This is a genomic window from Planotetraspora phitsanulokensis (genome assembly GCF_016863295.1).
GTDB classification, from domain to species: domain Bacteria; phylum Actinomycetota; class Actinomycetes; order Streptosporangiales; family Streptosporangiaceae; genus Planotetraspora; species Planotetraspora phitsanulokensis.
On record NZ_BOOP01000036.1, the window covers coordinates 85756 to 101752 of the forward strand.

The window sequence follows — 15997 nt, forward strand, 5'->3', positions numbered from 1 at the left end:
ATACCCCGGCTACCGCCCGGCGCGCCCCCGTCACACGATGGGGCCATGTCGCAGATACCGCCGTGGGCCAGTGAGGCGCTCGCCGAGGTGTTCGATCCGTGCTGCAAGGAGAAGGGCATCTCGGTCGTGGAGATGGGCCTGGTCAGGTCCGTTGAGGTGGCGGACGGTCGGGCGCGGGTCGAGTTGCTGCTGACGTCGGGCTGGTGTCCCTTCGCCGCCCGGGTCCTCACCGAGGTGCGCGAGAAGATCGCCGCTCAGCCCGGCGTCGAGGACGCCGAGGTCGAGGTCGTCTGGGACGAGGCGTGGACGGTCGACCGGCTCTCCCCGCGCGCCGCGCGGATTCTGCGCTTCCTGCCGCCCCCCTCGAAGGTCCAGGACCGGGAGGCCTACATCCTGGAGGAACTGTCATGATCGACGACGCGTTCGTGTTCGACAGTGTCGCGCACGTGTTCAACTTCGAGGCGAAGAACGCCTTCGGCAAACCGGGCGAGATGTTCTCCAACCACCTCTACGCCTTCCACAACGCCCTCACCCCGGACGGCGAGACCAAGCTGCCGCCGGAGGAGTTCCTGCGTCAGTGGACGATCGAGGACATCCGGCGCATGGTGTACGAGGAGTCCGACACCGACATGCTCGTCGCGATGCCCCTCCCGCTCACCGACCTCTACCACGACGGGCTCTCCCCGTGGACGGAGTGCGCCGAGCTCGCCGCGCGGGACCCCGACAGGACCGTCTTCTGGGGAACGGTCAACCCCCTCGAGGGCCGCAAGGCGCTCGACCTGATGGAACGCCAGGTCGGCGAGTTCGGCGCCCGGGCGTTCAAGTTGTACAACGTCCGCTACGACTACGGCTCGCCGTACCCGTGGCGGATGGACGATCCGCGCATCGCCTTCCCGATCTTCGAGAAGGCCCGCGAGCTCGGCGTGAACCTCATCGGCGTGCACAAGGGCGTCCCCCTCGGCCCGCAGCCGATCGAGCACACCCAGACCTGGGACATGGACGGCGCCGCGGCCAACTTCCCCGACATCAACTTCGTCATCTTCCATGTCGGCCTGCCGTTCCTGGACGAGACCTGCTGGCAGCTCATCCGCTATCCCAACCTGTACGCGTCGCTGGCCGCGACGATCAACTTCGTCGTCCGGGCGCCCAGGATGTTCGCCGAGATCATGGGCAAGCTGCTCTTCTGGTGCGGCGAAGACAAGATCATCTATGGGTCGGAGGCGCCGATCTTCCATCCGCAGTGGGCGCTGCGCGCCTTCAAGGACTTCCAGATCCCGCAGGACCTCTGCGACGGGTACGGCTACCCGCAGCTCACCGAGCAGGCAAAGCGCAAGATCCTCGGGGAGAACCTGCTCAGACTCCACGGCATGGACGTCGAGGACGCCAGGGCCCGCCTCGGCCGCTGAGACCGGTTCCCAGGCGGGCAGGCGGGCAGCCGGCCCGCCTGACAAATGTCATCGCGAAGCCCGGATGCGTGGCACTGATGATCTACCGGAAGCATGCCTAGCGTTGACGTCATGAACGCCATCGCCTTCAACGGCGTCACCAAGAAGTACGGCGACGTGGTCGCCGTGGACGGCCTCACGCTGGACATCGCAGCGGGAAGTACGGTCGCGCTCCTCGGCCCGAACGGCGCGGGCAAGTCGACCTCCATCAACATGCTGCTGGGGCTGCTCCGCCCGACCAGCGGCGACATCAAGGTGTTCGGAAACGGGCCGGACGAGGCGGTCACCCGCGGGGACATCGGCGCGATGCTCCAGGAGGGCGCGCTGATCCCCGAGCTGACGGTCAGGGAGTCCGTCGACTTCATCCGCCGGCTCTATCCCGACCCGCTGCCCCTGGACGAGGTGCTGCGGATGGCCGAGCTGACCGACCTCGCGGGACGGAGGGCGGACAAGCTGTCCGGCGGCCAGACGCAGCGGGTGCGCTTCGCCCTGGCCATCGCCGGGGGCCCCAAGCTGCTCCTGCTGGACGAGCCGACGGCCGCGATGGACGTCGAATCGCGCCGGTCGTTCTGGGACAACATGCGGGCCTACGCGGCGCAGGGCCGGACGATCGTGTTCGCCACCCACTACCTGGAGGAGGCGGACCAGAACTCCGACCGGGTCGTGGTCGTCGCCCGTGGCAAGGTCGTCGCCGACGGCACCGCCGCGGAGATCAAGTCGGGGGTGGCGGGACACACGGTGAGCTTCCGCCTCGGCCTCCAGTCGGCCGCCGGGCTCGACGCGCTGCCCGGGGTGTCCGCCGTGGAGATCCAGGCGGACCGCGTGACGGTCAGGACCGGGGATCCTGACGCCACCCTCGACGCGCTCTACCGCAAGACCACCCTCGACGTCCGCGATCTCCAGGTCCACGGGGCCGATCTGGAGGACGCCTTCCTCGCTCTCACCAAGGAGTCCTGACCGTGTCGCACTATCTGAAGATCGAGCTGCTCCGCATGGTCCGCAACAAGCGGTACATCATCTTCGTCGTCGCCTTCCCTGTGGTCTTCTACCTCCTCTACTCCAACCTCTGGGGGGACCAGGTCGACGAGACGACCGGGCTCAAGGGCGCCGTGGTCCTGATGGTCTCCATGGCGGCGTACGGGGCGCTCGCCGCGTCGATCATGTCCAGCGCGGTGCCATGGGCGCAGGAGCGGCACAGCGGCTGGCTGCGCCAGCTTCAGATCACCCCGCTGCCCGGCTGGGCGATCATCTGCACCAAGCTGATCGCGTCCATGGTGCTGGTGCTGCCGTCCCTGCTGCTGGTGGGACTCGCGGCGGTGCTGACGCAGGGCGTGTCGCTCCCGGCGGGCGAGTGGGCCGGGCTCATCGGCTCCCTGTGGATCGGGACCATCCCCTTCATCGCCCTCGGCCTGACGATCGGCTCGCTCCTGCCGCCGGACACGGCGCAGCCCGTCGCCATGATCGGAATGTTCGGGCTGGCCCTGCTCGGCGGCCTGTGGTTCCCTGTTGAGGTCATGCCGTCCGCCATGAAGTCGATCGCCCAGGTGCTGCCGTCCTACGATTACGCGAGCATCGGATGGAAGATCGCCGCGGGAGACGCGCCGGACGCCTCCTCCGTCCTCGGGGTCGTGGGCTGGGCGGTCGGGCTCGGCGCCCTCGCTGTCTTCGCCTACCGCCGGGCGACGGTCCGCGCCTGACCGGAGGGCGGGGACGCGGTGGGAACAGGGACAGGAGGCGGAAGGATGGGCTGGTTCAGCCGGACCTTCACGTTCGGCGCGATGGACGCGAGGTCGGCCCGGTGGCGACGGTTGATCGGTGTCATGTTCGGCCTCGTCTACCTCTGTTACCCGGTGGTCGACATCGTCGGCGGCAAGGTGCCGTGGGATCAGGCCCGCTGGCAGATCGTCGCGCTGGTGTCCTTCGTGGCGACCTACGTGACGACGGTGCTGACCGCGTCCGACGACGAGGAGGAGCGCAACCCGATCACTCTGCCCCTCCTCGGCGTCCTCGTACTGATGGCCGCCGCCTACCCGCTCTTCTTCGGACCGGGCTGGCTCGCGCTTCCGATCTACGTGACCGTCGTCTTCGCCATGGGCCTGCCTCCGCGCGCCGCCCTGCCCGCCGTCGGCGGCATGGTGGCCATCGTGATCGTGGACGGCCTGATCAAGAAGGCCGACGGAGGCACGCTGTCACTGCTCGTGATGGAGGTGCTGACGCTCGGCCTGCTGTTCATGGGAGTGCGCAACACCAGGGTGCTCGTCGTCCAGGTCCGGCAGGCGCAGAGCGAGGTCGCCAGGCTGGCGGCCACCGAGGAGCGCCTGCGGATCGCCCGCGACCTGCACGACCTGCTCGGCCACAGCCTGTCCCTCATCGTGCTGAAGAGCGAGCTCGCCCGCAGGCTCGCCGAGCAGGGCTCCGACCGGGCGGCCGGGGAGATGGCCGACATCGAGTCCGTGGCCAGGCAGGCGCTGGTCGAGGTGCGCGAGGCCGTCACCGGATACCGGCAGCGCTGCTTCTCCGAGGAGATCGACGGCGCCAGGTCCGCGCTGGCCTCGGCGGGAGTCGAGCTGACGGTGCGGACGTCGGGCACCCCGCTGCCCGACCCCCTCGACGGACTGTTCGGCTGGGCCGTCCGCGAGGCGGTGACGAACGTCGTACGGCACGCCCGCGCGACCCGCTGCGAGATCACCCTGACGTACGGCGAGGCCGGCGCGCTGCTGGAGGTCGCCGACAACGGCGTCTCCGGGCCGTACCAGCCCGGCAGCGGCCTGACGGGCCTGACCGAGCGGGTGGGCGCGGCCGGCGGCTCCGTCGAGGTGGACCCGTCCGCCGCGGGATTCCGCGTGCGGGTCGTCGTGCCACGCCAGCCGGCGAAGCCGGGGGCCGACCGGCCCGTCGCCGTCTGAGCGATAGGTTGGGCACGTGATCCGCGTGATACTGGCGGAGGACCAGACCATGATCCGGGGGGCGCTCGCCTCCCTGCTGAGCCTCGAGCCCGACATCGAAGTGGTCGGGGAGGCCGCGACCGGCGACGAGGCCGTCGCGGTGGCCGCGGTCACGAGGCCCGACGTGGCGCTGCTCGACATCGAGATGCCCGGCAAGGACGGCATCACCGCCGCGGGGGAGATCTGCCGCGAGGTCCCCGAGTGCCACGTGATGATCCTCACCACGTTCGCCCGGCCGGGCTACCTGCGCCGCGCCATGGAAGCGGGCGCGTCGGCGTTCCTCGTCAAGGACAGTCCCGCGCGCGAGCTGGCCGCCGCCATCAGACGTGTCCTGTCCGGCGAGCGCGTGATCGATCCCGGCCTGGCCGCCGCCGCGCTCAGCGCGGGCCCGAATCCGCTGTCACCGCGTGAGCGGGAGGTCCTGAGCGCCGCCGTCGACGGCTCGACGATCAACGACATCGCCGCGCGGCTGCACCTGTCCGAGGGGACGGTCCGCAACTATCTGTCGTCGGCGATCCAGAAGACGTCGGCCCGCAACCGGATCGAGGCGGTGCAGAAGGCCCAGGACCAGGGCTGGCTCTGACCTCAGGCCCGGCTCTGACCTTTCCGCCCCGCCTCGGCGGCGGACCCTCAGCGGCGGACCTCAGCGGCCCGTCTGCGCGTCGGCGACGTGGCGGATCAGGTCGCCGACCCTGACGATGCCCATGCACCTGCCTACCTCGTCCACGACCACGAGGTCGTCGTAGACCCGGGCGTTGTCACGACCCGCCACCTGCATGGCCGCTATCGCGGGTGTGGTCTTCGGCACCACCTTGGCCGCGTCGGCCAGACGGTGGGCCGGCTTCCTGGCGTGCAGGGCGTGGCCGTACGCGCCGGCCATGAACAGCAGGAAGCGGCTGCGGTCGATGCTGCCCTGCGGCCGCTGGTACTCGTCGACGAGGATGATGCTCGTGATGGAGGGCTCCGAGCTGAGCGCGGCCATCACGTCCTCGGCCGTGGACTCCATGGGAAGGGTCACGGCGGGGAGCAGGAACTCCTGGACCCGCGGGCCCAGCATCGCGGCGGACGGCGTCGTCTCCGGGAGCGGCAGCGGCACGTGGACGCGGCTGTGGCCGAGGGACGGCCGCCAGTCGGAGGGGGCGAGCAGCGGGCCCTGCGCCAGCCGGATGCCCCAGCCGCGCACCGCGCCCAGCTGGGTCTCGTCGCGTACGCCCGGCGCCAGGACGTGCGCCCCGATGCCCTTGGCGAACGTCACCAGGGCCTCGGCCAGTCCGCTTCGGCGGGGGTCGCGCGGCCCGCGCTCGACCACGTCCGGCGCGATGAGGATCACGTACGGCGAGGCGTCCGCGACCAGTTCGAGCGGGACGTAGGAGGAGCCGAGACCGCCGAACGCGATCAGGTAGCCGACGGCCCGCAGGCCTTCGATCCCGGACAGCAGGTAGCGCCGGTCGCCGGGGGAGACGTCTCCCTCGATGACCAGGATCACCTCACGGCTGCGGCGGTTGGTCACGCGCAGGGCCTCGTGGAGCGTCGCCAGCCCCGCGGACCCGCCGAGCACGGCGGACACGGGGATGGGCAGCAGGAGGGGCAGGAGGGCCTCCTCCTGCGCGGCGGCGTGCACGCCGCTGACTGTCGCGGCGACGCCGTCGACGGGACCGCCGATTGTGCTCGCGATCACCTCGACCGCGATGACGCCGCCGGTGTCGAGGTCGATGATCGGAATGAAGTGCGGTCGGCCCGGGGTGCCGGGGATGTCGAATCCCGGCATCTCGAACCCGTGAGTGGTCGCCCCGGAGGGACGGCCGGCGGGCGGGGTGTCCCCGCTGGGCGCGGCCGCGCCGTACGGGCGGGACGCCGGGTCCGACGGCGAAGGGCCGGTGCCGTAGGGACGGGCCCCGGGGTTCGCCGTGGGAGGAGCCGCGCCGTACGGGCGGGACGCCGGGTCGGGTGCGGAAGGGGCCGCGCCGTAGGGACGGCTGGGCGCCGACGCGTCCACACCGGGCGTGGGCGCACGGTGGCTTCCGGACGTCGAGGCGTCTGGAGCGGTCTGGGCCTGTGGCATGGCAGGCGGCGCCGCCGAAGTTGAGGGGACCGACACGTATTGGATTGTCATCCTTACTCATCGGTCACATCAGCCACCAGCAGCAGAATTCACCCATATTTCCCCATATGTTGAGATCTTTACTTGGCGGTGCAACGGAGAGTCGTCGCCCCTGGTGAGGAGCGGCAGACCCCGGTGTGACGGGTAATCTCTGCTGGCATGACGGCACGGCCGGCCGCGGGCGGCGGACGATGGGTGACGGTCGCGCCTGAGCGGCTCGCGGGGTGGATCCTGGGCTTCGCGGAGCGCCACGGCGCCGTCGAGGCGACCGCCGGTCCCGCGCTGGTGCGGTTCGCCGCCGCGGACGGCTCGGCCGCCGAGTGCCACGTCCCCTTCCCGCCTCTCGGCCGCGGTGACGTCCCGGGTGAGGGGAGCAGCCCGGCCGGTGAAGCGGAGGACGCGGCGGACGTGCTCGTCGCGCACGCCCGGAGGGAGCGCACGGTGGGCGTCCTGCTCGTCCGCCTCGGCGGTTACGCGGCCGGCGTGTTCGAGGGGGAGCGCCTGGTGACCTCGAAGGTGGGATCGCGGCTCGTCCACGGACGCAGCGCCGCCGGCGGCTGGTCGCAGCAGCGCTTCGCCAGGCGCAGGGAGAAGCAGTCGTCCGAGGCGCTGGCGGCCGCCGCCGACGTGGCGGCCCGCGTGCTCGTGCCCCGCGCGGACGATCTCGACGCCGTCGTGCTCGGCGGCGACCGGAGGGCGGTCGACGAGTTGCGCGGGGACAGGCGGCTCGCGCCGCTGTTCGCGCTCGAGGCGGGCTCGTTCTTGGCGGTGCCCGATCCGAAACTGGCCGTCCTCGAAGGCACGCCCGCGCTGTTCCGCGCGGTGCGGATCCGGGTGCTCGACCCCGAAGGCTGAGGTCCCCGTTCCCGGGGCCGGGCCCGGTGCACGGTCGGGGTCAGATGCCTACCACGTCCCTGCCCCTACAATGACGGGTATGTGCGCTCCCGACTGATCGACATCCCGCCGATCCTGACCGCATCTTTCCCGGGAGTGTTCCCCACATCATGATCATCGCAACTGATATCGAACTGCGCGCCGGATCCCGGCTGCTCATCGAAAGCGCATCGTTCCGGGTGAACCCCGGAGACAAGATCGGCCTCGTCGGCCGCAACGGCGCGGGCAAGACCACCCTCACCAAGGTGCTCGCCGGCGAGGGCATCCCCGCCGAGGGCTCGGTGACGATCAGCGGCAGCGTCGGCTACCTGCCGCAGGATCCCCGTGCCGGTGACATCCAGGTGCTCGCCCGCGACCGCATCCTGTCCGCCCGAGGGCTGGACGAGGTGCTCCGCGAGCTCCGCGAGGCCGAGAAGGGGATGGCGGCCGAGGACACCCGCGTCCGGGACAAGGCGGTGCGCGCCTACGGACGGCTGGAGGACCGCCTGCACGTCCTCGGAGGCTACGCCGCCGAGGCGGAGGCGTCGTCGATCGCGTCGAGCCTCGGCCTGCCCGACCGCGTGCTCGGACAGCCTCTGTCGACCCTGTCCGGAGGGCAGCGCAGGCGGGTCGAGCTGGCCCGCATCCTGTTCAGCGGGGCGGAGACTCTCCTGCTGGACGAGCCCACAAACCACCTCGATGCGGACTCGATCGGGTGGCTTCGTGATTTTTTGCGCTCCCACCAGGGCGGCTTGGTCGTCATCAGCCACGATGTCAACCTTCTTGAAGCGACGGTAAACCGCGTCCTGCACCTCGACGCCAACCGCTGCGTCATCGACACCTACAACGTCGGCTGGAAGGCCTATCTGGCCCAGCGGGAGACCGACGAGAAGCGCCGCAAGCGGGAGCGGGCCAACGCGGAGAAGCAGGCGTCCGTGCTGCTTTCGCAGGCCGACCGCATGCGGGCCAAGGCCACCAAGGCCAAGGCGGCGCAGGACATGGAGCGCAGGGCCAAGCGCATGCTGGCGGGCGTCGAGACCGTGCGGCGCACCGATCGGGTGGCCAAGCTGCGCTTCCCCGAGCCCGCCCCCTGCGGCAAGACCCCGCTGACCGCGCAGGGCCTGTCCAAGTCGTACGGCTCGCTCGAGGTGTTCACCGACGTCGACGCGGCCGTCGACCGCGGCTCACGGGTCGTCATCCTGGGCCTGAACGGAGCCGGCAAGACCACGCTGCTGCGCATCCTGGGGGGCATCGAGAAGCCGGACACCGGCGAGGTGCGGCCCGGCCACGGCCTCCGGGTCGGCTACTACGCGCAGGAGCACGAGACGCTCGACGGGGACCGGACGGTCCTGGAGAACATGCGCTCGGCGGGCCCCGATCTCGCCGATGTCGACCTGCGCAAGGTGCTCGGCTCGTTCCTGTTCACCGGCGACGACGTGGACAAGCCCGCGGGAGTGTTGTCAGGCGGCGAGAAGACCCGTCTGGCGCTGGCGACGCTGGTGTTGTCGAGCGCCAACGTGCTGCTCCTCGACGAGCCCACCAACAACCTCGACCCGGCCTCCCGGGAGCAGGTTCTGCAGGCGCTCAGCTCCTTTGTGGGGGCGATCGTGCTGGTCACGCACGATGAGGGCGCGGTGGAGGCGTTGCACCCGGATCGGGTGATCCTGCTCCCCGATGGCGTGGAAGACGCGTGGAGCGACGAATTTTCCGATCTTGTGGCACTTGCCTGATCTTAATTTGAGCGGGTAGGGATCTTTTCCCATGGAGTAGGTAGCCGATCGCGCCGAAATGACTGATCATGGCCTAAGTAACGCTGCGGAAGTCTGGCACTACAGGAGGTACTCGTGGCTGAGACTCTGAAGAAAGGCACCCGGGTGACCGGAGCCGACCGCGAAAAGCTGGCCGGTGATCTCAAGAAGCGCTATTCCGCGGGTGAGAGCATCCGCGCCCTGGCCGCTTCGACCGGTCGGTCGTACGGGTTCATCCACCGCATCCTCAGCGAGTCCGGCGTGACTCTGCGCGGACGCGGCGGGGCCACCCGAGGCAAGACCAAGCGCTAGAGATCCGCCTCACAACGCGCGACCGCAGCCGCTCGTTCCCACAGCCGAAGCGGACGCGTCCGCTGACCGAATGATGTTCGGTAAGCTCGACGCGGCCGTGGGAGAAGAGGGCGAGCCACGCACGGACGGGACGCCGCACCGGACCGGCCGTGCGAGGCGAAGCCGCCTCGAGGGGAGCAGGGAACAGGCGATGGCGGAAGCGGATCTTGGGGGGAACAGGGAGCCGGCCCGGACGGAGCACGGCGATCGGGGCACGGTCCTCGATCCCGGTGACATCGCCGGGGGGAGCGGCTCGCCTGGCACGGAGACGATTTCGGCGGCTGAGCTGGCTGAGATCGGGCTGCGCTTCGAGGTGGACGGCGAGATCGCGACGATCGTTCTGGACCGGCCCGGCAAGCGGAACGCTCAGACGTCCGCAACGTGGTCGGCACTGGCCCGGATCGGGGAGAACCTTCCGGGACAGGTGAGAGTCGTCGTGGTCCGAGGTGAGGGGCCGTCCTTCTCGGCAGGGCTCGACCTGAGCATGTTCGCGCCGGGGGGAACCTCCGGACAGGATTCGCTCGCGACCGTCGCCACACTCGGCGACGACGGGTTCCAGCGGCGGGTCGCGGAATACCAGCGCGGTTTTCTCTGGCTGCGCCGTCCCGACATCGTGTCCATCGCCGCGGTCCAGGGCCACGCCATCGGTGCGGGCTTCCAGCTGGCCCTGTCGTGCGACCTCAGGATCGTCGCGGACGACGTGAAGTTCTGCATGAAGGAACCCGCTCTCGGGCTGGTTCCCGACCTGACGGGCACCAAGCCGCTCGTGGAGCTCGTCGGCGTGCCGCGGGCGATCGAGATCTGCCTGACCGCGCGCACCGTCGGCGCGGCCGAGGCCGTCCAACTCGGCCTGGCGGAGATGGCCGTGCCCGGGGACGAGCTGGCGCAGGCCGTACAGGATCTGGCGACGGCGCTGCTGGCGACCGACCGCGCGGCCGCGACGGCGACCAAGCGGCTCCTGCAGGGGGCGTCGGGGCGGACGCTCGAGGAGCAGTCCGCCGCCGAGCGCGCCGAGCAGTCGGCGCGCGTCAGAGCATTGTTCGCCTCCAGCTGATGCGGGAATCGGAGGTGACCTCGCCGGTGCTTCAGCAGCGGGAGGTACGACACACATGGCGATGAGTGGTGGCTACGGGCCGCAGGTGATGCGGTCTCTCCGGCGTGACAGCTCGGTCGTGAAGGAGCGGATCGCCCCGGGGACGGTCCGCCGGATCGCGGGCTACGCGAGCCCGTTCAAGAGGCAGATCGCCGGCTTCCTGGTCCTCGTCGTCGTCGACGCCATGATCGTGATCGCCAACCCGTTGCTGATGAAGGCGATCATCGATGACGGCATCGTCCCCAGGCGGGCCGACGTGGTGATGTGGCTGGCCGGCGCCATCGGCGCACTCGCCGTCCTCGACGCCGGGCTCGGCCTGGTCCAGCGGTGGTTCTCCGCGCGGATCGGCGAGGGCCTGATCTACAACCTGCGCACCGAGGTCTTCGACCACGTGCAGCGCATGCCGGTGGCGTTCTTCATGCGCGCCCAGACCGGCGCTCTGGTCTCCCGGCTGAACAGCGACGTCATCGGGGCCCAGCGGGCGCTCACGACCACGCTGTCGTCCGTGGTCTCCAACGTGGTGAGCCTGGTCATGGTGCTCGGCGCCATGATCGTGCTCTCGTGGCAGATCACGGTGGTCGCGCTCGTCCTGCTGCCGATCTTCATCTTCCCCGCGAAGTGGGTCGGCCGGCGGATGTCGGCGCTCACGCGGGAGCAGATGCAGCTCGACGCGGAGATGAGCTCGGTCATGACCGAGCGCTTCAACGTCGCCGGCGCCATGGTCGCCAAGCTGTACGGCAGGCCGGAGGACGAGGCCGGCCACTTCGGCCGGCGGGCCGGGCGGGTCCGCGACGTGGGCATCACGGTCGCGATGTACGGCGCGGTGTTCCGGATCGCGCTGGGGCTGGTGGCCGCGCTCGCGACCGCGCTCGTCTACGGCCTCGGCGGCCAGCTGGCGGTGTCGGGCTTCTTCGCGATCGGCACGCTGGTGGCCATGTCGTCGCTGCTCATGCGGCTCTACGGTCCGCTGACCAGCCTGTCCAACGTCCACGTGGACGTGATGACCGCGCTGGTGAGCTTCGACCGGGTCTTCGAGGTCCTCGACCTCGAGCCGATGGTCGCGGAGCGTCCCGGCGCCCAGCCGGTCCCGGACGGGCCGGTGACGATCGAGTTCGACGACGTCCGGTTCCGCTACCCGGCGGCCTCGGAGGTGTCGCTGGCGTCCCTGGAGTCGGTGGCGCGGCCCGACACCGGCCCCTCGCAGGAGGTGCTCAAGGGTGTGACGTTCACCGCGCGCCCCGGTCAGCTCGTTGCGCTGGTGGGGCACTCGGGAGCGGGCAAGACCACGCTGACCTCGCTCGTCTCCCGGCTCTACGACGTCGACGAGGGCTCCGTCCGGATCAACGGCACGGACGTCCGCGACGCCACCCTGGAGAGCATCAGGGACACCGTGGGCGTCGTCATGCAGGACGCCCACCTGTTCCACGACACGATCGCCAGCAATCTGCGGTACGCCCGGCCGGAGGCGACCGACGAGGAGATCTGGGAGGCGCTCCGCGCGGCGCAGATCTCCGACCTGGTCGGCGGCCTTCCCGAAGAGCTGGAAACCGTCGTGGGCGACCGGGGCTACCGGTTGTCGGGAGGGGAGAAGCAGCGGATCGCCCTGGCCCGGCTCCTGCTGAAGGCGCCCCGGGTCGTGGTCCTCGACGAGGCCACCGCCCACCTCGACTCCGAGTCCGAGGCGGCCGTGCAGAAGGCGCTGAAGTCGGCCCTCCACGGGAGGACCTCCCTGGTGATCGCCCACCGGTTGTCCACGATCCGCGAGGCCGACGTCATCCTCGTGATCGAGGACGGGACGATCGTCGAGCGCGGAGACCACGACTCGCTGCTCGAGCGGGGCGGCGCCTACGCCGAGCTGTACCGCACCCAGTTCACCGGCAGCCCGGACCTCACAGGTAGCCCAGGCGCGTGAGCTCCTCGCGGGCGACCTTCTCGACGAGTTCGGCGTCCGCGGGGTTCAGGACCGTGCGCCACCTGCCGGGCTTCGGGGCGGCCGTGCCGTACAGGGCGATGGTGGAGATCCTGGTCTCCAGGAACTCCGAGACCGTCTTGCTCGTCTCGGCGGGGGATTCGAGCATCTCCTCGTAGCGCAGGGTCAGCAGCTGCTCCCTGGGCACCTCCCGGCGCAGCGCGGCGCTGAGCCGTACGGCGCTGCGCCAGCGCAGGGCGCACTTGCCCGCGGGGGCCATGGCGTTCCACCGGTCGCGATGCTCCGCCGACTTGACGCCGAGGAACGGGTTGGGGAACTCCGCGTCCTCGCTGAGCATGTGGGGCTTGAACCAGGTCATGGAGGCCGGGTCGTCGAGCATGTCGGCGACGACGTCACGGCCGTCCCTGATGATCTGGATGAGCCGGGCGTCGGTGAAGGCCTGGAGCAGCACGGGGGAGCTGTAGAGGAGATCGGGGCTCGCGTCCCCGAACCTGTTGATGTTCGCCGTTCCCACGCAGGGGCCCGCGCCGATGACGCCGCCGGCCTCCCGGCAGGTCGCGGTGCACTCCGTGCAGGCTCCGGGCACGACCTGCCAGGCCTCGGCCAGCACGTCGCGGATCACGGTCGGCGCTCCGCCGCTGCGCGCGATCGAGGGCCTGCGGGCGAACGCGTAGACCACCCGGGCGACGGGCCCGCGGCCCATCGTCAGGTGGAATCCAGGTGATCGTTTCAGGGCACGGCCGAGGAGGCCCGCTCCGGAGTGCGGGGCGGCGACCACGAACACCGGCTGGCGGACCTTCACGCCGTTGACCACGAGAATGTGCGTCGGAGGTCGCATAGGTACGGCTAAGTCTGACACCCTTTGGGGGGTGAAAGGACGCATCCCGGCCAGGGCGGCCGAAGAAGCCTCGACAACGGTCCGTTACCTGCCCCTGCCTGCGCGAACACACCGATCTCCGGCCGTCCTCCGTGCGGGCCGCTGGGACGCCCGTGGCTAGGCTCCCCAGGCGGCTGCGGCGGGGCGACGCCGTCGTCCTGGTGGCGCCCTCAGGCCCCGTCGATCCCGGACGGCTGGCCCGGGGCACGCGGGTCCTGACCGAGCTCGGCCTCGAGGTGCGGACGCCGCCCCACCTGCTGGACAGGCAGGGGTATCTGGCCGGTCCCGACGCCACGCGGGCGGCCGACCTCCAGGACGCGTGGTGCGACCCCGGCGTGGCCGCGGTGATCTGCGCCCGGGGCGGTTACGGGGCGACGCGGCTGCTCGACCTGCTCGACTGGGACGCGATGGGCGAGGCGGAGCCCAAGATCCTCCTCGGCTCCAGCGACATCACCGCGTTGCACCGGGCCTTCGCCCGCAGGCTCGGGATCTCCACCCTCTTCGGCCCCATGCCGGCCTCCGCGACGATGGCGGACGAGCCGGGCCCGGAGCCGGTGACGCTCACCCATCTCAAGAGCACCCTGTTCGAGGACGCGACCCCCGGGCCGGTGACCGGGACCGCGTCGATCGGGGCCGAGGGCCGGGTCGCGGGACCCGTCACGGGTGGCAACCTCACCTTGCTCGCCGCTCTGGCCGGCACGCCGTACGCCATGAGCGCCCAGGGCCGCATCGTCCTGCTCGAGGACGTGGACGAGGAGCCCTACCGGATCGACCGCATGCTGACGCAGCTGCTCCAGGCGGGCTGTCTCGACGGCGCGCTGGGCTTCGTGCTCGGGTCGTGGGTGGACTGCGGAGACCCGCTTCCGGTGCTGGCGGAACGGCTCGCGCCCCTCGGCGTTCCCGTCATCGCGGGCCTTCCCGTCGGACATGGATCACCACAGTTCGGTGTGTGGCTGGAGACAGATGGGGTTATTGATACCAAATCGTGCTCTCTGACTGGCATGTTCCGCTATCCGGACAGGGCACCCTGAAAGCCGTCTGGAATCATCCGGGCAGCGGTGGAGGGATGGTGCATTGCGACTCTTGCGGCGACTGCTCGGCCGGACGCAACCTGATCTCCCCGCGTCGAGATCGGCGGAGGACGCCGACCTCGACTCCCTCCTCGCGCTGGTCGCCGAGACGATGGGGTTCACCTGCGTCTTCGCCGACGACGGGACCTCGCTGACGCTGGGCACCACCGACGAGACCCCGGAGAGCGGGCGCGTGGTCAACCTCGTGGGGCTGCGCAGGGAGGCCGCCCGGCGTGCCCGCGAGGACTGGCCGATGCTGGTCTCCGAACACCTGGCCCACGCCGTGTCGGGCGAGCCGTTCGACGCCTGCAACCTCGCGCCCATCCGGCCGTTGCTGCGCACGAGGGTCCACGCCGCGGACGACCCGACCATCCCCGACCCCTCGCGGATCATCGGCCGCCACCTGAGCGCCGACCTGATCGAGGTGCTCACCATCGGCGCCCGGCCGGTCCGCCCCGAGGAGGCGTTCTGCTGGCCGATCCCCCCGGGCGAGGCGCTGAATCTCGCACTGGACAACGCGCTGGCGGACGAGCGGCCGATGACCGAGTGGCTCGACCTCGGCGGCACCCGCGTGTCGCTCCTGACCGCCCCGAGCGCCGCCGCCCACCTGCGCCGCCTGTCCGACCACGTGCTCGTGCCGTCCGACGGAGCGCTCGCCGTGCTCCCGCACCGGGGGGCGGTGGCCGTCCACCCCGTGGCGGGCATCGGCGTCGTGCGGGCCATCGAGCGGCTGCGGCTGTTCGCCCAGCGCGAGTTCGAGACCAGGGATGACGGGATCAGCCCGCACGTCTACTGGTGGCACCGCGGCAGGCTGACCCGCATCCAGGCCGATCTGATCACCCACGACGGGCAGACCCGCCTGGTCGTGGCGCCGCCGCCGGAGTTCGCCCGCCTGCTCGCCAGGATCGCGGGAACGACCGGCTGACCGCGGGTGACCGGTGCCCTGTGGAGTCCGCCGCCTGCGGCCGTAGGGCTTCTCGCGCCGGCTCCCGGGGGAGCAGTGTGCGGTCACATGAGGCCGAAGCGGACCAGGTCGGTAGCCGTCCGCCTACATGCTTCCGGTGGCGGGCACAGCTTGCCTGACGTCGGCGTCAAGGTTTCATACTGACGTGCATGATCTTCACCCAGGCAGAACTCGACTATCTGGCCACGCAGCGCATCGGGCGGCTGGCCACCGTCTCGCCTGATGGGCAGGTGCAGAACAGCCCGACCAACTTCTTCGTCGACGGCGGCATGATCGTCATCGGCGGGCACGCGCTGGGTGTGTCGAAGAAATTCCGGAACGTCCAGCGGGGCAGCACGGTCGCGTTCGTCGTCGACGACCTGGCGACGGTCGATCCGTGGGCGCCCCGGGGCATCGAGATCCGCGGCACCGCGGTGGCGCTGACGGACCGCGAGCCGCCCCTGCCGTACTTCTCCCGGGAGATCATCAGGGTCACGCCTACCAAGATCATAACTTGGGGGCTCGACGGGCCGCGAGCGAGCCGCACGGTCTGAGATCTCGCTTGGAGGGGCTCTACAAGCCCGGTACGCCCATCTGCACCGGCGCCCATTTGCACCGGTG

At 70.6% G+C, this 15997-nt stretch carries 16 protein-coding genes; 14 read left to right on the forward strand and 2 right to left on the reverse strand.

The window, feature by feature from the left end; all coding sequences use genetic code 11:
* Window positions 1-45 precede the first annotated feature (45 nt).
* From Pph01_RS33735 to Pph01_RS33760, 6 genes are all read left to right on the forward strand, one after another.
* Window positions 46-411 carry a metal-sulfur cluster assembly factor gene (locus Pph01_RS33735; protein WP_204077245.1) on the forward strand — a complete coding sequence of 122 codons (366 nt, stop codon included), beginning with the start codon at window positions 46-48 and terminating at the stop codon, window positions 409-411.
* Window positions 408-1406: an amidohydrolase family protein gene (locus Pph01_RS33740; RefSeq protein WP_204077246.1), complete on the forward strand. Its 999-nt coding sequence runs from the start codon at window positions 408-410 to the stop codon at window positions 1404-1406. Before Pph01_RS33735 ends, Pph01_RS33740 begins: the two co-directional genes overlap by 4 nt.
* Window positions 1407-1517: 111 nt before the next feature.
* On the forward strand, window positions 1518-2402 hold the full coding sequence (locus Pph01_RS33745) for an ABC transporter ATP-binding protein (RefSeq protein ID WP_204077247.1): 885 nt from the start codon (window positions 1518-1520) through the stop codon (window positions 2400-2402).
* Between the two features lie 2 nt (window positions 2403-2404).
* A complete protein-coding gene (locus Pph01_RS33750; protein WP_204077248.1) occupies window positions 2405-3142 on the forward strand; it encodes an ABC transporter permease in 738 nt (245 codons plus the stop codon).
* Window positions 3143-3187: 45 nt separating this feature from the next.
* Entirely contained in the window at window positions 3188-4351 is a 1164-nt protein-coding gene (locus Pph01_RS33755; RefSeq protein WP_204077249.1) for a sensor histidine kinase, read from the forward strand.
* Window positions 4352-4367: 16 nt separating this feature from the next.
* Complete coding sequence (locus Pph01_RS33760) at window positions 4368-4973, forward strand: response regulator transcription factor (protein WP_204077250.1); 606 nt, start codon at window positions 4368-4370, stop codon at window positions 4971-4973.
* Window positions 4974-5033: 60 nt separating this feature from the next.
* Here Pph01_RS33760 and Pph01_RS33765 read toward each other — a convergent pair whose 3' ends face one another.
* Window positions 5034-6503, reverse strand: a complete 1470-nt coding sequence (locus Pph01_RS33765) for an EAL domain-containing protein (protein WP_239117217.1) — start codon at window positions 6501-6503, stop codon at window positions 5034-5036.
* Window positions 6504-6650: 147 nt separating this feature from the next.
* On the opposite strand from Pph01_RS33765, the gene Pph01_RS33770 reads away from it, so the two are divergent.
* The 5 genes from Pph01_RS33770 to Pph01_RS33790 all read left to right on the forward strand — a co-directional run bounded on the left by Pph01_RS33770 (window position 6651) and on the right by Pph01_RS33790 (window position 12468).
* Window positions 6651-7346, forward strand: coding sequence for an acVLRF1 family peptidyl-tRNA hydrolase (locus Pph01_RS33770; protein WP_204077251.1), 696 nt, complete (start codon window positions 6651-6653; stop codon window positions 7344-7346).
* 149 nt (window positions 7347-7495) lie between these two features.
* Window positions 7496-9094, forward strand: coding sequence for an ABC-F family ATP-binding cassette domain-containing protein (locus tag Pph01_RS33775; protein ID WP_204077252.1), 1599 nt, complete (start codon window positions 7496-7498; stop codon window positions 9092-9094).
* Between the two features lie 114 nt (window positions 9095-9208).
* Window positions 9209-9424 (forward strand): helix-turn-helix domain-containing protein, encoded by a 216-nt coding sequence (locus tag Pph01_RS33780; protein ID WP_203942046.1) that lies wholly within the window; start codon window positions 9209-9211, stop codon window positions 9422-9424.
* Window positions 9425-9749: 325 nt separating this feature from the next.
* Entirely contained in the window at window positions 9750-10517 is a 768-nt protein-coding gene (locus tag Pph01_RS33785; protein ID WP_239117222.1) for an enoyl-CoA hydratase/isomerase family protein, read from the forward strand.
* Between the two features lie 55 nt (window positions 10518-10572).
* Complete coding sequence (locus Pph01_RS33790) at window positions 10573-12468, forward strand: ABC transporter ATP-binding protein (RefSeq protein WP_204077253.1); 1896 nt, start codon at window positions 10573-10575, stop codon at window positions 12466-12468.
* Here Pph01_RS33790 and Pph01_RS33795 read toward each other — a convergent pair.
* A complete protein-coding gene (locus tag Pph01_RS33795; RefSeq protein WP_204077254.1) occupies window positions 12446-13324 on the reverse strand; it encodes a sulfotransferase family protein in 879 nt (292 codons plus the stop codon). The genes Pph01_RS33790 and Pph01_RS33795 overlap by 23 nt on opposite strands.
* Before the next feature lie 152 nt (window positions 13325-13476).
* On the opposite strand from Pph01_RS33795, the gene Pph01_RS33800 reads away from it, so the two are divergent.
* The 3 genes from Pph01_RS33800 (at window position 13477) to Pph01_RS33810 (ending at window position 15930) form a co-directional block, all read left to right on the forward strand.
* Entirely contained in the window at window positions 13477-14394 is a 918-nt protein-coding gene (locus Pph01_RS33800; RefSeq protein WP_204077255.1) for a S66 peptidase family protein, read from the forward strand.
* A gap of 43 nt (window positions 14395-14437) precedes the next feature.
* On the forward strand, window positions 14438-15358 hold the full coding sequence (locus Pph01_RS33805) for a hypothetical protein (protein WP_239117218.1): 921 nt from the start codon (window positions 14438-14440) through the stop codon (window positions 15356-15358).
* A 188-nt stretch (window positions 15359-15546) separates the two neighbouring features.
* Entirely contained in the window at window positions 15547-15930 is a 384-nt protein-coding gene (locus Pph01_RS33810; protein WP_204077256.1) for a PPOX class F420-dependent oxidoreductase, read from the forward strand.
* The last annotated feature ends 67 nt before the right edge of the window (window positions 15931-15997 follow it).